This window comes from Paludisphaera mucosa, from assembly GCF_029589435.1.
GTDB classification, from domain to species: Bacteria; Planctomycetota; Planctomycetia; order Isosphaerales; family Isosphaeraceae; genus Paludisphaera; species Paludisphaera mucosa.
The window spans coordinates 2,952,545-2,976,502 of sequence record NZ_JARRAG010000002.1; the positions used below are offsets into that span (position 1 = coordinate 2,952,545).

At 69.7% G+C, this 23,958-nt stretch carries 15 protein-coding genes and 1 tRNA gene; 7 read left to right on the plus strand and 9 right to left on the minus strand.

Translation table 11 applies throughout. From position 1 onward, the window contains the following. Window positions 1-5 precede the first annotated feature (5 nt). A complete protein-coding gene (locus PZE19_RS20965) occupies window positions 6-1,118 on the minus strand; it encodes an ATP-binding response regulator (protein ID WP_277862549.1) in 1,113 nt (370 codons plus the stop codon). Window positions 1,119-1,382: 264 nt separating this feature from the next. Between PZE19_RS20965 and nadA the strand changes: the two genes are divergently transcribed. Both nadA and glgB read left to right on the plus strand, forming a co-directional pair. Next, window positions 1,383-2,495 carry a quinolinate synthase NadA gene (gene nadA / locus PZE19_RS20970; protein WP_277862550.1) on the plus strand — a complete coding sequence of 371 codons (1,113 nt, stop codon included), beginning with the start codon at window positions 1,383-1,385 and terminating at the stop codon, window positions 2,493-2,495. 168 nt (window positions 2,496-2,663) lie between these two features. After that, complete coding sequence (gene glgB / locus PZE19_RS20975) at window positions 2,664-4,928, plus strand: 1,4-alpha-glucan branching protein GlgB (protein ID WP_277862551.1); 2,265 nt, start codon at window positions 2,664-2,666, stop codon at window positions 4,926-4,928. Window positions 4,929-4,962: 34 nt separating this feature from the next. On the opposite strand, the gene PZE19_RS20980 is transcribed toward glgB, so the two are convergent. The 3 genes from PZE19_RS20980 to PZE19_RS20990 form a co-directional block, all read right to left on the minus strand. Beyond that, on the minus strand, window positions 4,963-7,011 hold the full coding sequence (locus tag PZE19_RS20980) for an endonuclease MutS2 (RefSeq protein WP_277862552.1): 2,049 nt from the start codon (window positions 7,009-7,011) through the stop codon (window positions 4,963-4,965). Between the two features lie 177 nt (window positions 7,012-7,188). Beyond that, window positions 7,189-7,950 carry a HEAT repeat domain-containing protein gene (locus PZE19_RS20985; protein ID WP_277862553.1) on the minus strand — a complete coding sequence of 254 codons (762 nt, stop codon included), beginning with the start codon at window positions 7,948-7,950 and terminating at the stop codon, window positions 7,189-7,191. A gap of 291 nt (window positions 7,951-8,241) precedes the next feature. After that, window positions 8,242-8,643, minus strand: coding sequence for a hypothetical protein (locus PZE19_RS20990; protein ID WP_277862554.1), 402 nt, complete (start codon window positions 8,641-8,643; stop codon window positions 8,242-8,244). Between the two features lie 1,059 nt (window positions 8,644-9,702). Between PZE19_RS20990 and ruvA the strand changes: the two genes are divergently transcribed. Together ruvA and ruvB are read left to right on the plus strand one after the other, a co-directional pair. Further along, window positions 9,703-10,353, plus strand: a complete 651-nt coding sequence (gene ruvA, locus PZE19_RS20995) for a Holliday junction branch migration protein RuvA (protein WP_277862555.1) — start codon at window positions 9,703-9,705, stop codon at window positions 10,351-10,353. Between the two features lie 40 nt (window positions 10,354-10,393). After that, window positions 10,394-11,488: a Holliday junction branch migration DNA helicase RuvB gene (gene ruvB, locus PZE19_RS21000; RefSeq protein ID WP_277862556.1), complete on the plus strand. Its 1,095-nt coding sequence runs from the start codon at window positions 10,394-10,396 to the stop codon at window positions 11,486-11,488. Here the strand turns inward: ruvB and PZE19_RS21005 are convergent. The 4 genes from PZE19_RS21005 to PZE19_RS21020 form a co-directional block, all read right to left on the minus strand. After that, window positions 11,467-12,495: an L-threonylcarbamoyladenylate synthase gene (locus tag PZE19_RS21005; RefSeq protein WP_277862557.1), complete on the minus strand. Its 1,029-nt coding sequence runs from the start codon at window positions 12,493-12,495 to the stop codon at window positions 11,467-11,469. The genes ruvB and PZE19_RS21005 overlap by 22 nt on opposite strands. 46 nt (window positions 12,496-12,541) lie before the next feature. Continuing rightward, on the minus strand, window positions 12,542-13,087 hold the full coding sequence (locus PZE19_RS21010) for a pyruvoyl-dependent arginine decarboxylase (protein ID WP_277862558.1): 546 nt from the start codon (window positions 13,085-13,087) through the stop codon (window positions 12,542-12,544). A 426-nt stretch (window positions 13,088-13,513) separates the two neighbouring features. After that, a tRNA-Asp gene (locus tag PZE19_RS21015) sits at window positions 13,514-13,587 on the minus strand. 306 nt (window positions 13,588-13,893) lie between these two features. Then, the gene (locus PZE19_RS21020) at window positions 13,894-14,994 is read right to left on the minus strand and encodes a DUF1559 domain-containing protein (RefSeq protein ID WP_277862559.1); all 1,101 of its coding nucleotides are present in this window, start codon (window positions 14,992-14,994) and stop codon (window positions 13,894-13,896) included. A 337-nt stretch (window positions 14,995-15,331) separates the two neighbouring features. Between PZE19_RS21020 and PZE19_RS21025 the strand changes: the two genes are divergently transcribed. From PZE19_RS21025 to PZE19_RS21035, 3 genes are all read left to right on the plus strand, one after another. Further along, window positions 15,332-16,288, plus strand: a complete 957-nt coding sequence (locus PZE19_RS21025) for a UTP--glucose-1-phosphate uridylyltransferase (protein ID WP_277862560.1) — start codon at window positions 15,332-15,334, stop codon at window positions 16,286-16,288. Window positions 16,289-16,345: 57 nt separating this feature from the next. After that, window positions 16,346-19,714: a UTP--glucose-1-phosphate uridylyltransferase gene (locus PZE19_RS21030; RefSeq protein ID WP_277862561.1), complete on the plus strand. Its 3,369-nt coding sequence runs from the start codon at window positions 16,346-16,348 to the stop codon at window positions 19,712-19,714. An 89-nt stretch (window positions 19,715-19,803) separates the two neighbouring features. After that, the gene (locus tag PZE19_RS21035) at window positions 19,804-22,803 is read left to right on the plus strand and encodes a hypothetical protein (protein ID WP_277862562.1); all 3,000 of its coding nucleotides are present in this window, start codon (window positions 19,804-19,806) and stop codon (window positions 22,801-22,803) included. A gap of 10 nt (window positions 22,804-22,813) precedes the next feature. On the opposite strand, the gene PZE19_RS21040 is transcribed toward PZE19_RS21035, so the two are convergent. Further along, a complete protein-coding gene (locus PZE19_RS21040) occupies window positions 22,814-23,920 on the minus strand; it encodes an acyl-CoA dehydrogenase family protein (RefSeq protein WP_277862563.1) in 1,107 nt (368 codons plus the stop codon). Window positions 23,921-23,958 lie beyond the last annotated feature (38 nt).

Below are 23,958 nucleotides of genomic sequence, written 5' to 3' on the forward strand. Positions count from 1 at the left end.
CGACGTCAGACCCGTCGGCGGTCCGACTCGTCGTCGAGGTCGAGAGGCAGGAGGACCGAGAAGCAGGCGCCGCCGCCGGGATTGTTGCAGGCCTCCAGACGCCCTCCAAGGTCGCGGACGATCTCGGAGGCGAGGTAGAGGCCGTATCCGCTGCCCCCCTCGCGGGTGGTGAAGAAAGGCTCGAAGATGCGCTGGAGGTAGACGCCCGGCACGCCGGGGCCGTCGTCGAGGACGTCGAGCCTGACCCAGTCGCGGTCGTCCTCGTGGACGTGCCGGGTCTTCAGAAGGATCGCGCCTTCCTTGCCCGTGCCGACGATCGCCTGGTGGGCGTTGGTCAGCAGGTCGAAGAGGACCTGCATCAGTCGGCCGGCGTCGCCCTGGATCTGGTAGGACGATGCGCATTCGGCCTTGACGGTCACCTGACGGTGGTTCGGCGGCAGGCCGCGGACGAACAGGTCGACGGTCTCGGTCAGCAGCGAGGAGACGTCGATCGGCTGCATCTGGATCGGGCCGGTTCGCACCGCGCCCATCAGGTGTTCGAGCCTGAGCTGCAGCAGGCTGGAGCCGCGGAGGATCGAATCGATCCATTGCAGGTCGTCGGGGCGCTCCTGAAGGCTGAGCCGCAGCAGCTCGGCGCTGCCGCGGATGACCGAGAGGGGGCCGCGGATCTCGTGCACGATGCCCGCGAGCAGGCGGCCGATCTGCACGAGCTGGCGGTCGAGCATCGCCAGCCCGGCCATCTTGCGATCCTGGATGAGCCGCCGGACTCGGGCCAGGATCAGCTCGGGCGCGGAGTCGAACACGACGTAGTCGTCGGCCCCGGCCTCCAGGCCCGCCAGCACCACCGCGTCGGCGTGCGCCGCGCTCATGATGAGGACGGGCGTGCCGGACAGGGCGGCCTCGGCCCGGATCGACCGGCAGAGCGCGGTCTCGTCGGCCTGCGAGAGGCTCAGGCCCAGGACGATCAGGTGGGGTCGGACCCGCGTCGCGTCGGCGACGGCGTTGCACGTCCCCACGGCCTCGTGGACCGTGTAACCGCCCCGCGAAAGGACCTGGCGCAGGGCCGTCCGTTCGGAGTCGACGGGGTCGACGACCAGGATTGTGGCCTCGGACTCCACGGACGGTTTCCTCGGGGATCGCGGCAGGCGGCTCGGGAAGGCGGCTTCTCGCGGCTGCGAAAGATGCACGCCCGCATCCCCGCCCGCTCGGCGTCGCCCAGGGACGGCGACGCTTCCATATCCCGATCCTCGGATATAATACCTGGGCCGGTCAATGCCGGTGGCCGAAATCGCTCGGAGGCGAGAGTCGCCCCGAGTTCGGCGCAGGATTTTCATCAGGGCCACGCGTCCCCCCGCTCGCTCCCCAGGATCCGGTCTGAACCCATGAGCGCCACCACCACCGCGGTCGCCGCCGAGAGCCTCCCGTTCGAGGAGTTCCGCAACGCCCCCGACGCCGACCTGAACGCGCGGATCGAGGCGGTCCGGCGCGAACTCGGCCCGTCGCTGCTGATCCTCGGCCATCATTACCAGCAGGACGAGGTGATCCGCTTCGCGGACCTCCGCGGCGACAGCCTCAAGCTCAGCCAGCTCGCCGCGGCCAGCACCGATTGCCGGTCGATCGTGTTCTGCGGCGTCCACTTCATGGCCGAGACCGCCGACATCCTGTCCCGCGACGAGGTCGCGGTCTACCTGCCCGACATGACCGCCGGCTGCAGCATGGCCGACATGGCCGACCTGGACTCCGTCGAGGCGGCCTGGGCCGACCTCGCCGAGGTGATCGACGTCGAGGACGTCACGCCCGTCACCTACATCAACTCGACGGCCGAGCTGAAGGCGTTCTGCGGCCGCCACGGCGGCATCGTCTGCACCAGCTCCAACGCCCGCCAGGTGCTCGACTGGGCCTTCGCCCGGCGGAAACGGGCCCTATTCTTCCCCGACCAGCACCTGGGCCGGAACACGGCGCGTGCGATGGGCATCCCGCTCGACCAGATGACCGTCTGGGACCCGCGTCGCGAGTTGGGCGGCAACTCGCCCAAGGCCGTCGAGCAGAGCCGGGTCATCCTCTGGCGCGGTCATTGCTCGGTCCACCAGATGTTCAAGCCGGCGCACGTGGCGCAGTTCCGCGAGCGGGATCCGGAGGTCCGGGTCCTGGTCCACCCCGAATGCTCGATGGAGGTCGTCGACGCGGCCGACGTCGTCGGGTCCACGGAGTTCATCCTCAAGACGATCGAACAGGCCCCGGCGGGCTCCTCGTGGGCCGTCGGCACGGAGCTGCATCTGGTCAACCGGCTGGCCGCGGCCCATCCCGACAAGAAGGTCCAGTTCCTGTCGCCGATGGTCTGCATGTGCTCCACGATGTACCGGATCGACCTGCCCCACCTGGCCTGGTGCCTGGAGAACCTGTCGCGCGGCACGCCGGCGAACCGCGTGAGCGTCCCCGAAGACGTGAAGCGTTGGGGTCGCGAGTCGCTCCGCCGGATGCTCGAGCTGAAGTGACCCGGGCGATCGGACCGGCCCGCCCCTTCGCGTGCATTCGCGAGCCCGGGCGGGGGCGCGCGGTTGCATGGCGTCCGAAGGACGGCTAAGTAAGAGGGAAAGAGCATCACGGACGCCGCGTGGCCGACGTCGGAACGAGTTCCGAGAAGAAAGAGCGAGTCGCGAACCATGGCCCTGATGACACGGCAGTACTCGACGGTCTCCCAGTCGGATCTCGACCTGATCACCCAGGCCCAGCACTGGAACCCGTACACGATCCTGGGGCCGCACCCGGTCACGACCAGCGACGGCAAGAAGGCCTGGACGGTCCGCGCGTTCCTGCCCGAGGCCCGCAAGGCCGGGATCGTCGACCTGTCGAAGGGCGAGCCCGGCAAGCTCGGGCCCATGGAGAAAACCCACGCCGACGGGTTCTTCGAGGCCGTTTTCCCCGACCGGACCGGCCCCTTCCCCTACCGGCTCCGCATCGAGAACCACGAAGGCCACTCGTGGGAGTCGGTCGACCCCTACGCCTTCGACCCCATCCTGACCGATTTCGACCTTCACTTGCTCGGCGAAGGGACCCACCTCCGCAACTATGAGAAGCTCGGCGCCCACCTGATCACGCATCAGGGCTTTCGGGGCGTGCTGTTCGGCGTCTGGGCCCCCAACGCCCAGCGCGTGAGCGTCGTCGGCAACTTCAACCACTGGGACGGCCGCCGCCACCCCATGCGCAGCCGAGGCGCCACCGGCATCTGGGAGATCTTCATCCCCGATCTCGCCGAGGGCGAGGTCTACAAATTCGAGATCAAGAGCCGGAACCACGGGTACACCGTGCAGAAGACCGACCCCTACGGCCTCGCCTCCGAGATGCGGCCCAAGACGGCCTCCGTCGTCTGGGACATCGACCGCCTTTCCTGGGGCGACAAAGACTGGATGGCCCGCCGCACCGAGAACCAGGCACTCGACAAGCCTATGGCCTTCTACGAGGTCCACCTCGGCTCGTGGAAGCGCAAGGTCGAGAAGGAGAACGGCTTCCTCGGCTACCGCGAGCTGGCCAAGGACTTGGTCGAGTACCTGGACAAGACCCACTTCACGCACGTCGAGCTGATGCCGATCACCGAGCACCCCTTCGACGGCAGCTGGGGCTACCAGCCGGTCGGCTACTTCGCCCCCACGGCCCGTCACGGCACGCCCGACGACTTCGCGTTCTTCGTCGACTACCTGCACCAGCACGGCTACGGCGTGATCCTCGACTGGGTCCCGGCCCACTTCCCGTCCGACGTCCACGGCCTGGGCTACTTCGACGGCACCCACCTCTACGAGCACGCCGACCCCCGCCTGGGCGAGCACCGCGACTGGGGCACGAAGATCTTCAACTACGGCCGGCCGGAGGTCCGCAACTTCCTGCTGGGCAACGCCCTCTTCTGGCTGGACCGCTACCACATCGACGGGCTCCGCGTCGACGCCGTGGCCTCGATGCTCTACCTGGACTACTCGCGCAACCCCGGCGAGTGGATCCCCAACATCTTTGGCGGCAACGAGAACCTCGAGGCCATCGACTTCCTCAAGCAGCTGAACGAGATCTGCCACCGCGAGCACCCCGGCATCCTCACGATGGCCGAGGAGTCGACGAGCTGGTCCGGCGTCTCGCGGCCGACGTACCTCGGCGGGCTGGGCTTCAGCCTCAAGTGGAACATGGGCTGGATGAACGACACCCTCCGCTACATCGCGAAGGATCCCGTCCACCGCAAATACGAGCACGGCGCGCTCACGTTCAGCATGATCTACGCCTTCACCGAGAACTTCGTGCTGCCGCTCTCGCACGACGAGGTCGTCCACGGCAAGAAGTCGATCCTCGACAAGATGCCCGGCGACGTCTGGCAGAAGTTCGCCAACCTCCGCCTGCTCTACGGCTACATGTACGGCCACCCCGGCAAGAAGCTCCTGTTCATGGGCGACGAGATCGCCCAGTGGCGGGAGTGGAACCACGACGAGAGCATCGACTGGCACCTTCTCCAGTGGAAGGACCATCAGGGGGTCGCGCAGCTCGTCACCGACCTGAACGCGCTGTACAAGAGCGAGACCGCGCTTCACCAGATCGACTTCGACTGGCAAGGCTACGAGTGGCTGGAGCTGCACGACTGGGAGAACAGCGTTCTCGCCTTCCTGCGACGCGGCAAGGACCCCGAGGAGGCGATCGTCGTAGTCTGCAACTTCACGCCGGTCGTCCGCTACGACTACCGCGTGGGCGTGCCCGCCGGCGGCTTCTACCGCGAGCTACTGAACACCGACGCCGACATCTACAACGGCTCGAACGTCGGCAATCAGGGGGGGGTTTGGGCCGTCCGCGAGCCCCACGCCGGACGCCCGTTCCACATCTCGCTCAAGGTCCCGCCCCTGGGCGTACTCTTCCTCAAGGCCCCGAAAGCCGGCGACCCGCAGTCGCTCAGTTGATCGACGCCGCGAATCCTCCGGATCGGCCCGGCCTTCAGCCTTCGAAGTCTTCGAGCCGGGGCCCCTTGGCCCGCGCGGGCTTGCCCGCGGCGGGCGCGGGGGCGTCCTGAGGGAGCAGCTCGTCGATCGCGACGTTCCAGGTCATGTGGCCGATGGCGACGATGGCGGTCTTCTTGCGCGGGTCGATCTTCACGATGCGGCCGGGCCGGTCGTAGCCCATCTTGGGGACGACGACCTTGTCGCCCGGTTGCAGCCGCGCGCGGGCGTCGGCGAGGTCTTCCTCGCGACGGCTTTCGAGGTGGAGCGATTGGAGCCGATCGGTGAGGACGTCGCGGGCGCGCTCGGCGTCGGCCTGTGCGGCGATGGCGTCCTGGCGGGCCGCCTCGGCCTCGCGCCGCATCCTGGCGATCAGGTCCCATTCGGGGACGGTCGAACCCTGGGCCTGCTCCAGGTAGCGCTCGGCGCGGGCGACGAGGTGCTCGGGCAGGCAAAGTCGCCGCGCGATCTTGAGGGCGTTCGACTGGCCGACGTCGCCGATGTGGACGTGGTAGCGGGGCCGTAACGTCTCGATGTCGAACTCGACGGCCGCATTCTCGGCGCGGGGGTTGGTCAGGGCGTAGGTCTTGAGGTCGCCGATGTGGGTCGTGACCATCGCCAGCCCGCCGATCGAGTCCAGCTCGTCGAGGATGGCCCTCCCGAGCGCCGCGCCTTCCGCCGGGTCGGTCCCCGCCCCCAGCTCGTCGAACATCACCAGCGACCGCTCGGTGGCCTTGCCGAGGATCTCGGAGATCCTCCGGACGTGCGAGGAGAAGGTCGACAGCGATTGCTCCAGGCTCTGCTCGTCGCCGATGTCGGCCAGGATCTCGTCGAAGACGGGGAGCTGCGAGCCCTCGGCGACGGGGACGTGCAGACCCATCTGCGCCATGACCGCCAGCAGGCCGACCGTCTTGAGGGCCACCGTCTTGCCGCCCGTGTTCGGCCCGGTGATCACGAGGGTCTGAAACCGCAGGCCCAGGTGGACGTCGATCGGCACGACCTCGGCCTCGCGCGGCGCCGACGTCGCCGCGACGTCCGCCCCGCCCTCGCCCGCCGCTTCGACCGGATTGGGCGGCGCGGTCGGGACGGCCAGCGCGGGATCGTTGCGGAGGATCGCCTCGAGCAGCGGGTGGCGGGCCCGTCTCAGGACGAGTTTGCGGTCCTCGTTCAGGTCGGGCGCGCGCATCTGGTAGTCGATGCTGTAGCGGCCCTTGGCGTAGATGAGGTCGAGTTCGGCCATGACCTCCATCGTGCCGAGCAGCGAGTCGGCGACGAGTCCCACCTGGGCGGTGAGCCAGCGGAGGATCCGGCGGATCTCCTTCGACTCGCGGGCCCGAAGATAGGAGAGCTGCGCCGACTTCTCGGCGATGGCGGTCGGCTCGATGTAGACCGTCTCGTTGCTCGCGCTGGTGCGCTGGACGGAGCCGGCGATCTCGCCGCGATACTCCTTGGCGACGGGCAGGACGTAGTGGTGGCCGACCATGGTGAAGTTGGAATAGCGGAGCGCCCGCTTCACGTCGGGCGAGCGGAGCATCGAGCGGAGCTTCTCCTGGATGCGCTCCTCGACCTCTTCCATCTCGCGGCGGATCATGGAGAGGCGGCGGCTGGCGGTGTCCAGGACCTTGGCCCGATTGTCCAGGCAGCCCTCGATCGCGGTCGACACCGACGAGTACTCGCCGACCTCCGCGCGCATGCCGCCGAGCCGCGGGAAGTTGTCGCCCATCCGTTCCAGCCAGACCGCCAGGCCGCCGATCGAGCGGAGGGTCTCGGCGACCTCGGCCAGCTCCTCGGCCTCGAGCATCGCGCCGACCTGGGCCCGACGGACGAGCGGCCGGATGTCGTGCAGCCCGCCCAGCGGGGGCCGCAGGCCCGAGCGCATCGCCTCGACCATCTCGGTGGTGACGGCGTGACGCGCGTGGATCGCGCCGAAGTCGCCCGAGGGCTCCAGCCCCCGCGCGGCCTCCTTGCCCAGCGAGCACGCGGCGCGGGCGGCGACCAGTGCGAGGACCTTCGAAACGCCTAGCAGCTCGAGCGTATGCCTGTCCATTTCGCCTCTCGGATGCCGACGCGCGATCGAGGCCGCGAACCGGCCGCGCGAGAATCCTCTTCGGACGATCCGGGTCGAGAGGGGGTTCGCGTCATGATTCGATTATGACGGACCGGCCCCGTCCGGGACCATCCCAGTGGCGGGCCGGGGAGCGTCGCGCGTCGCGGCGTGGCGGGTTCAGCGACGCGGCGCGGCGGTTTTGGCGGCGGTGGTCTTGGCGGCGGCCTCGTCGGCGGCGGACGTCATGGTGGCCGGAGCGGCCATGTCCGAGGGGGTGGCGGCCATGATGGGCTCCAGGTCGCGCCGCCAGTCGGCGATTTCGGTGCCGAGGTCCTTGCCGGTGATCTTCCGCAGGGCGTTGAGCGAGGCGAGTCGGATGGCCGGGTCGTCGTGCTCCATCGAGTCGAGCAGGACCTTGTAGATGCGCGGGTCGCGGCTCTTGAGGTCGGCGAGGCCCTCGATGGCGGCGATCCGCGCGTCCTCGAGGTTGTCGAGCGTCATCGTCTGGGCGAGGACCGTGGCGTCCTCGGGCCGGCCGACCTTGCCGAGCGCCCGACAGGCCTCGATCTTCACGACGGGCTCCTGATGGTGCACCGCCTTGAGGAGGACGTCGCGGGCGCGGGGGTCGCCCAGCTCGCCGAGCGTGCGGCAGATGATCGCGCGGATGGCCAGCGGCTCGTTCCCCTTCTCGTACTTCTCGATCAGGGTCGTCACGGCCTCGGCGCGCTCGGCGTCGGTGCCGTAGGCGTCCTTGGAGGCGAGCTTCGAATAGGCGACGTAGCGGACGTTGGGGTCGGGGTTGCTGCGGACGTGGCCGAGGAAGCTCCGCGCGGTGGTGCCCACGTAGGTGCTGCAGCCCGCCGCGGACGCGGCCAGGACGACGACCCATCGGGCCGCCGCGCGTCGGGTCGCGCCGTTCCTGAAAGCTCGGTCGTCCATGAGCGTGGAACCATCCTTCGGGGGAGGTCGGGGTCGGTGACGTCCTCGGGTCGGGCCGCCTCGCGAGAAAGGGCGATGCGAGCGGCCGGCGTCGGTCGACGCGGCGCGGGGATCATAGCGACGATCGCCCGTCCCGCCAATAGCGGGTTTCGCCCGGGCCGAAGCCGGTCGGCGGCCGCCGCCGCGCAGGAAAAAGGGCCGTGGCCCGTCGAGGATGCGGACCCGGCCCGTCGTTGCGGCTCGGTGCGATTCGGCTCGGCTCGCCCCGTCGCGGTCGCGACGGGCGTCGGGTCAGGCCGAGGCGCCCGGGGTCGAGCCGGAGCTGGAGTGGTGCTTCTCGCCGATCTTGGTGACGTGGTACTTGAAGAACTCGCCGTCCTTCTTGCCCTTCTTGATCAGCTTCTTGGACTGGAGGGAGTCGAGCTGCTTCTGGATCTTCTTGGTGGCGGTGACGCCCCCCTCGCCGGCGCCGACGATCTCCTTGAGGAGGCTCGCCTGAGGGTCGGAGAGCTTGATCGCCGGCTTCTTGGGGGCGGCCTTCTTGACGGCGCCGGCCTTGGGGGCGGCGGCCTTCTTGGGGGCGGCGGCCTTGGGGGCGGGGGCCGTGGCCTTGTCGGCCTTCTTCGGGGCGGCGGCCTTCTTGGGAGCGGCCTTGGGTGCGCTGCTCTTGGGTGTCGCTTTCTTCGTGGCCATCGAGGCACCTCGTCTCAGACATGTTCTCGTGACGGACCGTCTCTCATTGAGCGGTCCCTGCGCCAATTCATACCAAATCTTTGAAATAGTGGAAGGGGAAGATCCTCCGAAATCGCCGTTTTTCGTGGAAATTTTCGGGTTTTTCGGCCTCGCGGCCCCTTCGCATCAGCGTAGTCTGGTACCCTTTCCTTGCATGAATTGAAGACTTCTTGAAAACTATGTACTTTCACGTATGACGCTTTCGTCGCCTGTTTTCCAGGGTTTTTGACGTGGAATCGAGTCGAGCCTCTGCGCGATGCGGCCTCGGTTCGACCACGCGCGCGGCCTTCGAAGGGCGCGGCGCGACGCCGCGCGCAGGAATCTCTCCGATCCCGCGAGGGCGGTGAGCCGAAGGGGCGCGAGAGGCTCGTATCGATGATGGTCCTCGCCGGCCATGTGCCGACTCGACGAGCGCGAGCGCGGCCCCGACGGCCGCGCCGCGTCCATCCGCCATCGCCGATGCGTAGGCCCTCGCCGCCGATCATTCGACGGCCCGAGGGGAGGCGCGACGAGGTGGGGACGGTCGCCTCGACGTCCATCTCGAGGGGTCCGCGCGGAGGTCGTTTCGGCGCGCCGACGACCGGCGTCGACGGTGCCCGCGTTTCGACGCGACGTGACCCGAAGCGAGTGGTCTCGATCGATGCGACATGGCGCGACGACCTGGGCGGGCATCCTTCATCGCCTGGTGGAAGGTTGTCGGGACGACGGCGTCCGATCGACGCGGAGGCGTCGGGCCCGCGACGCGCCGCGACCATGATGCGGCCGGCCCTGATCCTCTCGATCGAGATGCGGCCCGACGAGGGCCTTCGTTCGTGAGGGACGACCGGACGTCGAGACTCGCGGCCCGAAAGACCCGACGTCGGCTTCTCGACGCTCCGCGAGATCGTCACAATCGACGAGGTCCTGGGGCCGCTTCGCCGGCTTTGAACGTCGATCGATTTCCCCGCTTGCAGGGGCGTCGATCGCGGTCTACAATGACTGAACAAAACCACACGACCGTCGAGAGATCGAGGGGTTCCGGTGATCACCCAGATTCGAGGCGTCATACGCGCGGTGGGAGAAGAGAGTTTGACCCTGGCGGTCGACCCCTTCGAACTCGAGGTGCTGATCCCCGAGCACACGCGGCGGCAGGTCCAGGGGAAGGTGGGCGAGGCGGTCACGCTGCACACGACCTTCTACATCGAGGGCCAGGCGATGGGCGCGCGGATGACGCCGCGGCTGATCGGCTTCCTCTCGACGGTCGACCGCGAGTTCTTCGACACCTTCTGCTCGGTCGACGGCGTAGGGATGCGGAAGGCCCTGCGGGCCATGGTCCGGCCGGTGCGCGAAATCGCGCGGACGATCCAGGAGCAGGACGTGAAGATGCTGGCCACCTTCCCCGGCATCGGCGAGGCGATGGCCGAGCGGATCGTGGCCAAGCTGAGGCGCAAGGTCGGCATCTTCGCCCTGATCGTCAATCCCGACGGGACCGCTACGGCCCCCGCGGCGACCAACGGCGAGGCCCGCCACGCCGAGCCCGACGTGGTGAGCGACGCCTACGCTGCGCTCCTGGCCGTGGGCCACACCGAGATGCAGGCCCGCGCGGCCATCGATCGGGTCCTGGCCGGTCGGAAGAAATTCAAGTCGGTGGCCGATTTGATCGAAGCGATCTACCAGCAGGAGAAGTCCTGAGCCGACGTCCGGTCTTGACGCCGCACGGGAGGACGACGCCATGGCGCGAGAAGTGAAGATCAAGGGGAAGCCGGACGACGACCGCGAGCCCGGGGCCGGGGAGGACCGGCACGCCCCGCCGCCGCCCCCCGACGCGGTCGAGGAGAAGCTGCGTCCGCAGCGGCTCTCCGAGATCATCGGCCAGCGCGCGGTCGCCGAGCGGCTTTCGATCGCGCTGGCCGCGGCCAAGAAGCGCAACGAGCCCCTGCCCCACATCCTGTTCGACGGCCCCCCGGGCCTGGGCAAGACGACCTTCGCGGGCGTCCTGCACAACGAGCTGGGCGTCGAGCTGAACCTGACCAGCGGGGCCTCGCTCGACAAGAAGATGGACGTGATGCCCTACCTGACCAACGCGGCCGAGGGCTCAATCCTCTTCATCGACGAGATCCACCGCCTGCCCCGGGCGGTCGAGGAGTTCATCTATCCGGTGATGGAGGACTTCCGCGTCGACGTCGTGCTCGGCGAGGGGATGGCGGCCCGGACGATCAACCTGCCGCTCAAGAAGTTCACCATCATCGGCGCGACGACCCGCAGCGGCATGCTCTCGGCGCCGCTCCGCGAGCGGTTCCATATGCACGAGCACCTGGAGTTCTACGACCCCGAGGACCTCGCGCGGATCATCACCATCAACGCCGCCAAGCTGCGGGCGACGATCAGCGACGAGGCCGCCTGGGAGCTGGCCGGCCGCAGCCGGGGCACCCCGCGGATCGCCAACTCCCGTCTCCGCTGGGTCCGCGACTACGCCATCGCCCGCGCCGACGGTGCCATCGACCTCTCGATCTCGCGCGACGCCCTGGCGATGCAGGAGATCGATTCCGAGGGGATGGACAAGCAGGACCGCCGCTACCTGGACACCCTGATCCGCGTGTTCAAGGGCGGCCCCACCGGGGCCGAGGCGCTCGCGGCCACGATGACCCTCTCGGTCGACACCATCCGCGACGAGGTCGAGCCCTACCTCCTCCGTCGCGAGTTCGTGGTGCGGACCCCTCGCGGTCGCGTGGCCACCGCAGCCGCCTACCGCCACCTCGGCCTGGCCCAACCCGAAGTCGACCCCGAGGACGACCTCCTCAATCCTCAGCGCCGGCTGTTCCTCTGATACGGAGTCGTCGCCCGCCTCAGCCGATCCCGAAGCGCATCCCACGCCGGACCGGCCGGCGGCTCGACGGCCACGATCAGTTCCAGACGACGGCCGTCGAGGTCGTGCAAGGCCTCGTAGAATCCCCGCGCCGCGACTTCTGGGTCCGGCAGCACGATCCGGACCACGTCCGGCGGAGTGATCTCCGCCCCGATCGGCTCGAAGGCGAGCAAGCCGGAGCCCCCGGGCCATGCGATCCCGGCCAGGTGTTCGATCGATTCGACGCGCACCGCCGGGGTCTGCGGCGCGTAGTGCACGGCGAGCATCCCCGGGCTCTGCGGTCGGCCCGATTCCGCCACCTCGGTCGAGGCGCGTCGGCACACGGTTCCGAACTGTAGCGCCTCGGAGAGTTCCTCTGGGCGGATCGGCCCCGGTCGCAGGACCTCGGGCGGGTCGGTCGTCAGGTTCAGGACGGTCGACTCCAGGCCGACTCTCGTGGGGCCGCTGTCGAGGATGAGGTGGACGCGTCCGTCCAGGTCGGCCACGACGTGTTCCGCCCGGGTGGGCGAGATTCGATTCGACCGGTTCGCGCTCGGCGCGGCGAGCGGGAGCCCGACGCGCTCGATCAACCGTCGCGCGACCGTCGGGGCGGGGACGCGCAGGCCGACGGTGGGCCCGCCGCCGGTGACGACGTCCGGGACGGCCTCGGTCTTCCTGAGGATGAGCGTCAGTGGACCCGGCCAGAATCTCCGGGCGAGGCGTTCCGCCTCGTCGGTCCACTCGGCGGTGAACGAGCGAGCCTGGTCGATCCCGGCGACGTGGACGATCAGCGGGTTGGACGAGGGCCTCCCCTTGGCCTCGAAGATCCCCCGCACGGCGTTGGCGTCGGTCGCGACGGCCCCGAGTCCGTACACGGTCTCGGTGGCGAAAGCGACGAGGCCGCCGCCGAGCAGGACGGCGGCGGCCTCGTCGAGGGCTTCCGGTTCGGGCTCGTCGCGAGCCACGGCGATCACCCGCGTGTGGATCACGACGATCTCGGCCTGGGCTGGGGCGGGGTTCCGGAAAAGTGGACGATCAGGGGAGCAGGATGGAGGCGGCGATGACGGTCGTCCAGAGGCCGTCCTTGTGGCCGACGGCCGTCTGCGTGACTTCCTTCGTCTTGTAGATGACGTCGGCGATCTTCCACAGCTCGCGCTTCTCGTCCCACGAGCTGTTGGGGTTGAACTCGACGCCCAGGATCGTCGCCAGCATCTCGGCGGCGAGATCCTCGGCGTAGTCGGCGGCCGACTTGGCGGTCTGGCCGTAGGCGTGGTGTTCGGACAGGTAGCCGAACTGGTCGCGATCGCGCGGGATGGCGACGCCGACGCTGGCCGCGACCAGCCGGTTGGGCTCGGCCGTGGCGCACTCGCTGATGACGACGTGGACGATCTGGCCGGGCTGGAGTTCCTTCAGGCCCTGTTCGATCGAGACTTCCTTGCAGCGCGGCGGGAAGATGCTGGAAACCCGCACCAGGTTGTAGCAGGCGATCCGGGCGTCCCGGAGGGCCAACTCGAAGCTGGTCAATTTTTCGCGGTGCGTGCCGACTCCCTTGGTGAAGAACAGCTTCGCTGGTACGTACATCTCTGGCTTGAGTCCTCCCGCGCCGGCCGGGTCCATGGTGGGACCTCGACCGACCCGCTACATGCGATGGGCCCGCGTCGTCTCCGCACGCCGCGCTCGATCTGATGAAGTGTGGATTATCGTGCGTGGGTCGTCCCGCATCAAGGCCACCCACGCCGAGTCCATTCGGATCGTGCCCGCCCGTTCCCTTTGCCATTACGACCGGCCCGCGCGCCCGTCGAACCTTCACGCCGGCCTGGCGGCTGCGACGGAATGTCGGCGCGAGTCGATCTGCGTGATCGGTACGAGGGGCGATCCGGCCGACCGTAGGGGCGTGCGGACGAGAAGCCCCTTCGAACGGGCGAGCACCGATCCGGGTTTGCAAGTCAACCGCGATGGTTGAAACCTACCGGCCCGGGGAAGGCGCGGCAGGGAGATCGAGAAAAGCGAGGATGACGGGATTCGAACCCGCAACCTCCGGCGTGACAGGCCGGTGCTCTAACCAGTTGAGCTACATCCCCAGAGCGTTCATCGTCGGCTTATGCGTCGATCGTTTTGGCCCGTGGGGCGGGGCGTCGATCGCGTCTCAGGTCGCACGTGCCAACGACGAGAGGAAGTATAACGCCGCGGGCGGTCGCGGTTCAAGACCGATGACGATCGACTCCGGAGAAATTCGGCAGAGTCGCTCGGGCGGGTGGATCTCATCGAAGAGCGCGGCCGACGGGATCTTGCGAGATCGGCCACGGGGCCCGAAACGAACGCAGGCCCCCGGTGCGGTCCGGGGGCCTGCAGTGTATCGATTGCAAGGGCGCCGGGCCTCGGCAGGCTCAGTAGGAATCCGAGCTGACGACCTCGCCGCCGGCGCGGGTGCCGAGGCCCCAGTAGGTGGGCATGGCGACGGAATTCTTCAGGAACCGGACGCTGCCGTCCGCCAGCAGGGCGTTCACGCCGCCCGGGTGGTAACTCTGGGCGTTGGAATAGTCCATACTCGCCCCGTCGCAGCCGCCGTTGCAGTCGGTCCGGCAGGCGGACCAGGTGTACTGGGTGCTGTTGGGCGGGACGATCGTGTTGAAGAGCGTGGCCCCCATGCCGCCGATGCCCCAGTCGTGCCCGTGGCCGACCGAGATGTTGCCCGAGTTCGAGGCGACGTACTTCGCCGAGCAGGTCTGCAGGTCGGCGATCACCAGCGCCGGGTTCTGGTTCGCGTCCAGGTAGTAGGCGTTGCCCGAAAGCCCTGCGGACATGATCATGTTGCCCGGGGCGACGATCTGGGTCTGGGCCCCCGCCTGGCCCTCGGAGAAGGCGATCGTGTTCGCCGACCCGTCGGTGATGTCGCGGATGCCATAGGCCAGCCGGAATCCGAAGACGCCCGAGGTGGGGTCGGAGAAATTGGGGGCCGATGCGCCTCCCGTGCGGGGCGGGACGTCGCCGCCGGCGTTGGTCGAGGTCCCGACGCTGCCGAAGTAGCAGTTGTCGTTCACCCGGCCGCCGTTGGGATCCGACGGGCAGAGGAACATGGCGACCTTGGCGTTATAGGGCGTGGAGTTCGCGGAGCTGGCGTAATCGCTGCCGCGGCCTTCGAGGCTGAAGTTGATCGAGTTGTAGAGCGGGCCCTGCTCCATGTAGTTGAGTAGCGCGGCGTGGGCCGACCAGTTGTTCCAGGTCGTGTACACGCCCCCGCCGTAATTGTAGTTGCACAACGACGCCCCCATCGGGAAGACCTCGTTGGACGAGTGGTAGTTGTGCATCCCGAGGCCGAACTGCTTGAGGTTGTTGGTGCACTGGATCCGCCGCGCGGCCTCGCGGGCCGATTGTACGGCCGGGAGGAGCAGGGCGATGAGGACCGCGATGATGGCGATGACCACGAGCAATTCGATCAGGGTGAAGCCTCGACGCCTGGGCTGATTCACACCGCAGGAACCTGTCATGAGAGGGGACTCCTCGGAAAACTAGGACGACGCGAGAGATCGAGCGCGACACGCTCGCCGAACTCCGAAGTGATTAATCCTAGATAAGATTTACCAGATTTAATTTTGCAAGTAAAGGAGATCCGGGAGTCACTCTCGCGGTGCTTAAGCATCCCGGACCGGACCGCGGCGCGAGAAGGCGGGCGACCGAGGGTCGTGGGGGGGCCGGCGAGGATCGGCGCCGACGGGTTCGCGGGCCGGGAGGCGGAGGCTCCTCGCGTCGAGTATCATGTGGGGACGATCCGCCGATCGCGGCCGGGCGTCGTCGAGCGGTACTTTCGGTTGAGGGGAATGCGACGTGTTCATCACGAAGGCCGTCATCACCGCCGCGGGCCGGGGCGCGCGGCAGTATCCCGCTTCGGACACCGTGCAGAAGGCCATGCTGCCGATCGTCGACCGCGACGGCCTGACCAAGCCGGTCCTCCAGATCATCGCCGAGGAGGCGCTCGAGAGCGGCGTCGAACAGGTCTGCGTCGTCGTCGCCCCCGGCGACGAGGCCGTCTATCGCAACCATTTCCGGAATTACGCGAACACGCTGCGGACCGGCTTTCGCGACGTGGACTGGGCCGACGAGCAGGCGAAGCGGCTGCTCCACCTGGAGGAACGGCTCACCTTCGCCGTGCAGGACGAGCCCCAGGGCTACGGCCACGCCGTCTGGTGCGCCCGCGAGTTCGCGGGCGGCGACCCCTTCCTGCTCTTGCTCGGCGACCACCTCTACGTCTCGTCGGATCCCCGCCGCTGCGCCCGCCAGTTGCTCGACCTGGCGACGGCCGAGGGCTGCGCGGTCTCCGCCGTACAGGCGACCCGCGAGCACCTGATCCACCAGTACGGCACGCTCGCCGGCCGCCGCCTGGCCGATCGGCCCGACGTCTACGCGATCGACGAGATCATCGAGAAGCCCAACCCGACCCTCGCCGAGCTGCGGCTGCACGTCCCCGGCCTCCGCGCGGGGCACTACCTCTGCTTCTTCGGCATGCACGTCCTGACCCCGACCATCTTCGAGCTGCTCGACGAGGCCGTGCGGCGGGACGACCGCGAGAACGGGGCGATCCAGCTCACCCCGGCCCTCAACGTCCTCGCCCGGCGCGAGAAGTACCTGGCCCTGGAGACGCGCGGCCAGCGGTTCAACCTGGGGGTCAAGTTCGGCACCATCGAGGCCCAGGTCGCGCTGGCGATGTCGGGCGTCGACCGCGAGCGGATCCTGGCCGTCCTGCTCGACGCCGCCGCGCGGATCGAGCAGGCCTCCCCGCGCTGAGACCCGCTCGGCGCCGCGCGTCTCCCCCGAACCACCCTCCGGAACCCGCGAACGACCATGGCTCCACTCGGCCCCACCCTCATCGAGACCATCACCGCCGCGGACCCCGCGCTCCGCGACCGCTCCGTCCGCGCGATCGTCGCCGGCGCCAGCCTCGCCGAGAAGCTGCAGGCCTGCGAGGACCTCGAGCACTTCCGGCGGCGGGCCGACAACCTCTACGAGCGCGTGCGGGCGTCGTTGTTCCTGCACGCGATCTACCGCTACGACATCCAGGAAGACCCCTCGGTGCGTCGCAGCGGGCTGATCCCGTTCGACGGTTACATGGACCTGATGGGCCGCCGCTACGAGCAGGCGGTGACGGCGTTCCGCGCCGTGCTCAAGGCGGACCGTCCCAACGGGGCGATCTGCAGCGCCCTGGCCCAGGCCTACGACCAGATCGCCTTCCAGACCCTCGCCGACCAGGTGAGGCGGTCGGTGCGGAGCTGTCCCGGCAACCGCTGGATGTTCCGCGTCGGCGGCGTCGACGAGCACCCGCTCCGGCTCGACGGTCGGCTCCTGGAACGCGCCTCGGCCGACGATCTATTCCCGATCCTGACCGAACAGACGCCGGTGCGGCTCGACCTCTCGCACAGCGGCTGGTCGGACATCTTCTTCCTCGGGATGGACTTCCCCGAGGGGGCCCGGGTTATGAACATCTCGGTCGACCTGGGCGTCCACGGCCGCGACGACGCGCCGACGCCGCCGATCGAGTGCCGCCTGCGGGTGATCGCCGAGCCCATCCTCCGGCTCACGAGCATCGACCTCGACGCCACCAAGGACGTCGACACGCTCGCCGAGCTGTTCAACTTCGGCAACGACTATCTCGGCCTGGTGAAGGCCGGCGTGATCGCCTCGGGCCTCGTGCCGCCGTCGCTGGAGGGGACGTCCGCGTCGCTCGCGGACCTGCTGGCGAGGGTCGTCCGCCCGGGGCACGGCCTGGAGATCGTCAGCAAGGTCAACGACATCCCCAAGGGTTCGCGGCTGGCCGTGTCGACGAACCTGCTCGCCTCGCTGATCGCGATGCTGATGCGCGCGACCGGCCAGGCGAAGAACCTGACCGGCGCCCTGGAGCTGGAGGAGGCGCGGGTGGTCGTCGCGCGGGCCATCCTGGGCGAGTGGATCGGCGGCTCGGGCGGCGGCTGGCAGGATTCGGGCGGCGTCTTCCCGGGCGTGAAGCTGATCATGGGCGTGCCGGCCGGCGAGGCCGACCCCGAGTGGGGCGTCAGCCGGGGCCGCCTGCTCCCCGAGCATCGCCTGGTCGACGTCCAGCCCAAGGCCGAGGGGACGCCCGGCGCCTCGTTCGCCGAGGCCCTCGCGAGCAGCATGGTGCTCGTCCACGGCGGCATGGCCCAGAACGTGGGCCCGATCCTGAACATGGTGACCGCCAAATACCTCCTGCGCGACGAGGCCGAATGGCGGGCCCGCGGGGAGGCCCTGCGGATCTTCGAGGGCGTCGCTCAGGCCGTCGAGCAGGCCGACGTCCGGGCCCTGGGCGGCTGGACCACCCAGAACTGGGAAGGGCCCCTGAAGGGCATCATCCCCTGGATCACCAGCGCCTTCACCGAGGGAATCATCCGCGAGGCCCGCGAGGCGATGGGCGAGGATTTCTGGGGCTTCCTCATGCTGGGAGGGATGTCCGGCGGCGGCATGGCCTTCATGGTCGACCCCGCGCGGCACGAGGAGTTCCAGGCCCGGATCGGCGAGATCATGGGCCGGGTCAAGCGGTCGCTCGACGACGCCCTGCCGTTCGCGATGGAGCCGGTCGTCTACGACTTCCGGATCAATCCCCGCGGCACCTGGGCCACTCTGCAAGGCGACGGGGCCCTGATGCCCCCGCGCTACTACACCTTGCAGATCCCCCGGATGATCGCCGGCGGGACGGCGGGCCTGGCCTCCCTGCGAATGGCCGACGTCGACGCCTTCGCCAACCGCTGCGACGAGACGCCCGAGCTGCTCCGCGTCTTCCGGACGATGGTCAACAAGCTCTTCCCCGTCGCGCGCGGCGCCGCGGCCGACTCGTCCACCTCCCGATGGGACGAGGAGGCCGAGACGATCCGCCGCGAGAACGGCTTCGACCCCGTCCAGCACGAGTCGCTCCGCGAGGACCTGATCCGCGGCCGGATCGGCCTGGCGCGGAACCGGCTGCCGGTCGACATGCAGATCCAGGACGTCGACGACACCGACCTGGTCGACGCCCACGACCAAATCCCCCGCGCGACCGTCGCAATCGGCGATCGGATGATCCGCAAAGGCGAGGTCGCCGTGGTCTCGCTCGCAGCGGGCGTCGGCAGCCGCTGGACCAGCGGCGCGGGGGTCGTGAAGGCGATCAACCCGTTCGTCATGCTGGAGGGCCGTCACCGCTCGTTCCTGGAGGTCCACCTCGCCAAGACGAAGGCCGTCCAGGACGCCCTGGGGGCGACGATCCCCCACATCGTCACGACCAGCTACCTGACCCACGAGGCCATCGAACGCCGGTTGAGGTCGACGGCGAACTACGGCCACGACGGCCCGGTGTACCTGTCGCGCGGCCAGTCGATCGGCCAGCGACTGGTGCCGATGGCCCGCGACCTGACGTTCCTCTGGGAAGAGTCGACGCACGAGACGCTCGACGAGAACAAGCAGAAGGTCCGCGAGGCCGGCCGCCGCGCCATCCTCGAATGGGCGAAGGCGCAGGGCGAGGGGAGCGACTACACCGACAACGTGCCGCTCCAGCGCTTCACCCCGCCGGGGCACTTCTACGAGGTCCCCAACCTCCTGCGCAACGGCCTGCTGGCGAAGATGCTGGAGAAGCACCCGGACCTGAAATGGCTGATGGTCCACAACATCGACACCCTGGGCGCGACCGTCGATCCGGGCGTGCTCGGGCTGGTCGTCGAGGCCGGCTCGACGCTGAGCTTCGAGGTCATCCCCCGGCGCATCGAGGACCGCGGCGGCGGCCTGGCCCGCGTCGGCGGCCGCCTGCGGCTGCTCGAAGGCCTGGCCCAGCCCCGCGAGGATTCCGAATTCGCGCTGCGGTACTACAACTCGATGACGACCTGGGTCCGCATCGACGGCCTGCTCCAGGCCCTCCACCTCACGCGCGACGACCTCGGCCGCTCGCCCGCGAAGGTCGCCGCCGCGGTACGGTCGCTGGCAGCACGGGTGCCGACCTACGTCACCATCAAGGACGTCAAGCGGCGCTGGGGGCACGGCCAGGAGGACGTTCTGCCGGTGGCCCAGTTCGAGAAGCTCTGGAGCGACCTGACGTCGCTGCCGGACCTTCCTTGTTCATACCTCTCCGTCGATCGTCGCCGCGGCCAGCAGCTCAAGGACGCCGCCCAGCTCGACGGCTGGGTCACCGACGGCGGCCGGGACCACGTGGCTTCGCTCTGCAAGTTCCCGGGCTGACCGGCGGCGGGACTATGTCGGGGTGCTCCGGCGCGCGTTACGATCCCGCCAGTCGAGGATTGACTGATGGCGGTCGGAGCAAGCCTGTCATGTCCGGTGTCATGGTGCTCGTCGCGGCGTTGGGGATCGGCGGCTTTCCGGGCGAGGTAGCGGGGCCGAAGCACGGGCCTCCGGGCGTGACGGCTCCCGGCTCGCCCATGACCCCCTCGCTCGACCCCGCGAAGGATGGCGGCCCGGCCGTCTTCGAGAACGGCGGCGAGGCCGGGCCCGACGAGACCTTCCTGATCGTGGGCGAGGGCCTGACGAAGGACCTGTCGGTCTGGGGCCCTTCGGCCGACGAACCGCTGGGAAGGGCGTGGACGCCGAAGGTCCAGTTCCTCAAGGACGGCTTGCTCGCCGCGACCCTGCCCGAATCGGCCCCGGACGGCGTCTTCGTCGCGCAGGTGAAAGGCCCGAGCGGCGCGTCGTCGCCGGTGGTCCTCAACGCACCTCAGCCCTGGTGGTGCGCGCCGGACGATCGCGTGGCCCCCGGCTCGACGGTACGGGTCTTCGGCCGGAACCTGGCGCGTCGGCCCGACTTCGTCCGGGCGTTCGTATACCTGAAGCCTGCCGGCGGCACCCTGGGAAACTGGGCCGCAATCGCCTCGGCGGGCAAGTACGAGGTCCAGTTCGTCGTCCCCGCCGCGACCGAACCGGGACGGTACGAAGTCTGGCTGCACGCCGGTTCGGGCGGCGAATACGGATGGGGCGGGCCGCTCGTGATCGAGATCGCACCTCCGCCGGCCGCGCCTGCGAAGGTGATCGACGTGGCCCCCGGCCACCCGCTCCAGGAGGCCGTCGACGCGACGGCCGCGGCGGGGGGGGGGACCGTCCGGCTCGCGGCGGGCTATTACGACATCGCGACCACGCTGCGAATCCCGACGAACGTCACCGTGGCCGGGGCGGGCCGCGACCGGACCGTGGTGCAGATCGTCCGCGACCCGACCGCGCGATTCCCCCGGCTGGCCGGTGCGGGCTGGGACCAGGCCCCGGGCGCCATCCACACGGTGGGCGACCGGATCGAGTACACCGTCGACGTCCCGACGGCGGGCAAATGGTCGCTCTGGGCCCGTTATGCGACCGACATGGCCCCCTGGAACCAGCCGGGTGTGACCGGCAACCACACGATGGCCGTCGCCGACGGGCCCGGAGTCCCGCTCGTCGACATGGACAACACCGGCGGTTTCGGCAAGTTCCGCTGGACGAAGGCGGCCGCGCTCGACCTGCCGGCCGGCCGCTCGAAGCTCACCTGGGCGAACGTGAAGGGGGGCGGCGTGTCGCTCGACGCCTTCGCGCTCGCCGCCGATCCGGCGTATGTCCCGCCGGCCCCGCCCGCGCCGTTCCCCGCCAGCGGGCCCGGCCTCGTCGTCTGGCAGGGCGAGGACTGCGACGCCTTCCGGACGACCTCCGGCACTCTGCCCGGCGGCGACCGCGCCATCGCCTGGCTCCAGGGCGATCACGCCGCGCTCCTGGACCTGACCTTGCTCGGCGACGCCCGCACGAGCCTGGGAGCGGCGATCCGGTCGCCCGATCCCCTGACCTGGCTGGACGGCGTCCGGATCGAGCGAGTGCGCGTCGCCGATCTCGACGGCAAGCAGGGCGAGAACTGCGCGGTGCACGTGCGAAAGGCGGAGCGGGCGACGGTGCGCGGCTGCGTCTTGCAGGGCCGAGCCCCGCTGTTCCTCTCGGGTGTGCGACGCTGCACGATCGCCGACAACCGCCTGGTCTCCGTGACCCGTTTCGGCGGCAACGCCGAGGCCGCGATCCTGGCCCGGACCGAGACGGTCGACCGCTGCCTCATCGAGGGCAACGTCGTCGCCTCGCCCGTCGGGGCCGAGGCCGGCGGCGCGACCGCGCGGCGCTTGATCTGGCTGTCGACCGGGCACGGATCGGTGACGAACAACTGGATCGCCCGCAACGGCCCAGCGCCGCCGGCGGTCGCCTCGGCGGACCGCGTCGCGGGGCCGCCCCGATTCAGCGGCGTGGCCGGCACCGACCAGAACGTCGGCGAGATGATCCTTTTCGAGGGCAACCACCGCACGGCCTACTTCGGCCCGATCGCGACCGGCGACCCCTCGGGCGTGACCCTCCCCGAGACCGTCCCCGACACGCCCGACGACCGACTCGGCAAGGTCAAGCGCGAGCAGCTCGCACACGACGCGCAAGGCCGCGAAACACCTTTCCAGCCCCCCGCGGCCGACGACGGCGGCGAGGAGCCGCCGCTGGGCGAATACTTCGTCACCGTGATGTCGGGGCGAGGCTGCGGGCAGACCCGTCGGGTCGTGGGCCGCGAGGGCCGTCGGCTGACGCTCGACCGCCCCTGGGCCGTCGCGCCCGGGGCCGGATCGGTCGTGGCCGTGGGCGTCATGTTCCATCGGAACCTGATCGTCGGCAACGCCACGCCCGACGGCATGACCGGCGTGCAGCTCTGGATCTCGTGCGTCGAGAACGTCGTCGCCGGCAACTCCATCCACCGCCAACGCAAGGCGGGTGTCTTCATCTACGCGACCGCCACCAACCTGGCGTCGTCGATGCCGCGGACATGGAACGAGGGAATCGCGCCGACGTCGTGGAACGTGGCCGAGGGAAACCTCGCCGACGAGTGCAGCCCCGGCCTGCTCGTCATCAGCGGCGAATCGGGCCGGCTGCCGGTGGACTTCCCGCGGGCGCTCGGCAACGTCGTGCGCCGCAATTCGCTGATCCGCAGCCGGACCGACGGCGTGATCCTCCAGGGCCGGGGGCCGACCGAGGGCGTCGTCGACGCGGCGGCGGGCGTCGCGGGCACGATCGTCGAGTTCAACGTGGTCCGCGACGCTCGGGTCGGCTACCACGCGGGCGCCGGGGCCGACGGCGTCGTCTTCCGCCGCAACCACGCCTATTTCTGGGGCCCGGTCGACGCCGACCCCGGCCCGGCGACGGCCTTCCAGGTGGATCGCCGCGACGCGGCGACGGCGATCGAGCTGAACTCCGTCGAGGGCCCCAACGGCACGCCCGACGGGAAGACGATCGAGCTGAAGACGCCCGAGGGCGACCGCAAGCTCCCCGAATGACCGGCTCGCTTCAGGCCGGGCAGAGCCCCGCCAGGTCGCGGATGGCCGCCTGGGCGATCGGCGAGGGGCACGACCAGACGAGGAAGAAGAGGGCCTGGCGCGCCCAGCGCTGGGCGGGGTCGGTGCGGAGGAATCCGCTCCCCCGACGGGCGGTCAGGAAGGCCTGCGTCGACCGCAAGGCCAGCGCGTTCGCCTGGGCGCGGAGCGATGCGGCCGTCGCCGCGTCGCCGTGTCCTTCGGCGCAGGTCGTCAGCGTGGCCCAGGCCTGGTCCCAGTTCTCACGAAGCTGATCGACGGGGTGGACGAGGTCCGCGCGTTCGGCCGTCAGGCCCGCCAGCCCGCCGATCGCGGCGGCGGCCTGGCCGAGGGCCAGCGCCGAGGTCTCCAGGCCGGCCGTCCCGACCGCCCCCGGCTGGGCGGCGATCTCCGTCGTCGGGCCCATGAGGACGTCGTCGGCCTCGATCTCGACGCCCGTCACGACGACCTCGGCCGTGCGCGAAGCCTGAAGCGCGGCCAGCTCGAACGCCGGCTCCACGACCAGGCCGGTGCGGTCCCCGGGCAGGGTGATCAGGAGCTGGCGGCCGTCTTCCAGCAAGGCCCCGGTGACGAACACGTCGGCGCGTTCGGCCCCCGTCACCCAGGGCATGCTCCCGTCGAGCCGATAGCGGCCGGAGCCGATCTCGGTCGCGACCAGGGCCCGCGCCCCGAGCCGTCGCGAGGTCGTGAGCTGCGAGATCCCGACCGTCGCCATCGCCCGGCCGTCGGCGATCGCCCGCAGCCATTCGGCCGCCTTGGGGCGCTCGGCCACGGTCGTCAACCGCCGGACGGCCGCGTCGTGCTGCGACAGGATGAAGACCGACGTCAGGCTCGCCTCGGCCAGCCGCGCGTAGCGCTCGACCAGCAGCGGCCGCGGGCAGGCCTCCCCCCCCTGCCCCTCGGCGACCGACCAGCGCATCGCGCCGGCGTCCTTGAGCAGGCCCCACAGCGTCGCCGGCCAGCCGCCGTCGAGGTCCGCCGGCCCGTCGGCCGCGCGGAGGGCGTCGCTGAGCGCGAGGATCCGGGATTCCTCGGGGTCGCGTCCGGTCCAGAAGCCTTCGTGCACCGCCGCTTCGCCCATGCTAACCTCGACCTCGTCGGTCCGGACGCGCCTATCCT

Bases quoted from the DNA above. Each gene is read 5' to 3' on its own strand.
- ruvB (WP_277862556.1), top strand. From the start codon at position 10,394: ATGGCGCGAGAAGTGAAGATCAAGGGGAAGCCGGACGACGACCGCGAG.
- PZE19_RS21040 (WP_277862563.1), bottom strand. From the start codon at position 23,920: ATGGGCGAAGCGGCGGTGCACGAAGGCTTCTGGACCGGACGCGACCCC.
- PZE19_RS20985 (WP_277862553.1), bottom strand. From the start codon at position 7,950: ATGGACGACCGAGCTTTCAGGAACGGCGCGACCCGACGCGCGGCGGCC.
- glgB (WP_277862551.1), top strand. From the start codon at position 2,664: ATGGCCCTGATGACACGGCAGTACTCGACGGTCTCCCAGTCGGATCTC.
- PZE19_RS21030 (WP_277862561.1), top strand. From the start codon at position 16,346: ATGGCTCCACTCGGCCCCACCCTCATCGAGACCATCACCGCCGCGGAC.
- PZE19_RS20980 (WP_277862552.1), bottom strand. From the start codon at position 7,011: ATGGACAGGCATACGCTCGAGCTGCTAGGCGTTTCGAAGGTCCTCGCA.
- PZE19_RS21020 (WP_277862559.1), bottom strand. From the start codon at position 14,994: ATGACAGGTTCCTGCGGTGTGAATCAGCCCAGGCGTCGAGGCTTCACC.
- PZE19_RS21035 (WP_277862562.1), top strand. From the start codon at position 19,804: ATGTCCGGTGTCATGGTGCTCGTCGCGGCGTTGGGGATCGGCGGCTTT.
- nadA (WP_277862550.1), top strand. From the start codon at position 1,383: ATGAGCGCCACCACCACCGCGGTCGCCGCCGAGAGCCTCCCGTTCGAG.
- PZE19_RS20990 (WP_277862554.1), bottom strand. From the start codon at position 8,643: ATGGCCACGAAGAAAGCGACACCCAAGAGCAGCGCACCCAAGGCCGCT.
- PZE19_RS21010 (WP_277862558.1), bottom strand. From the start codon at position 13,087: ATGTACGTACCAGCGAAGCTGTTCTTCACCAAGGGAGTCGGCACGCAC.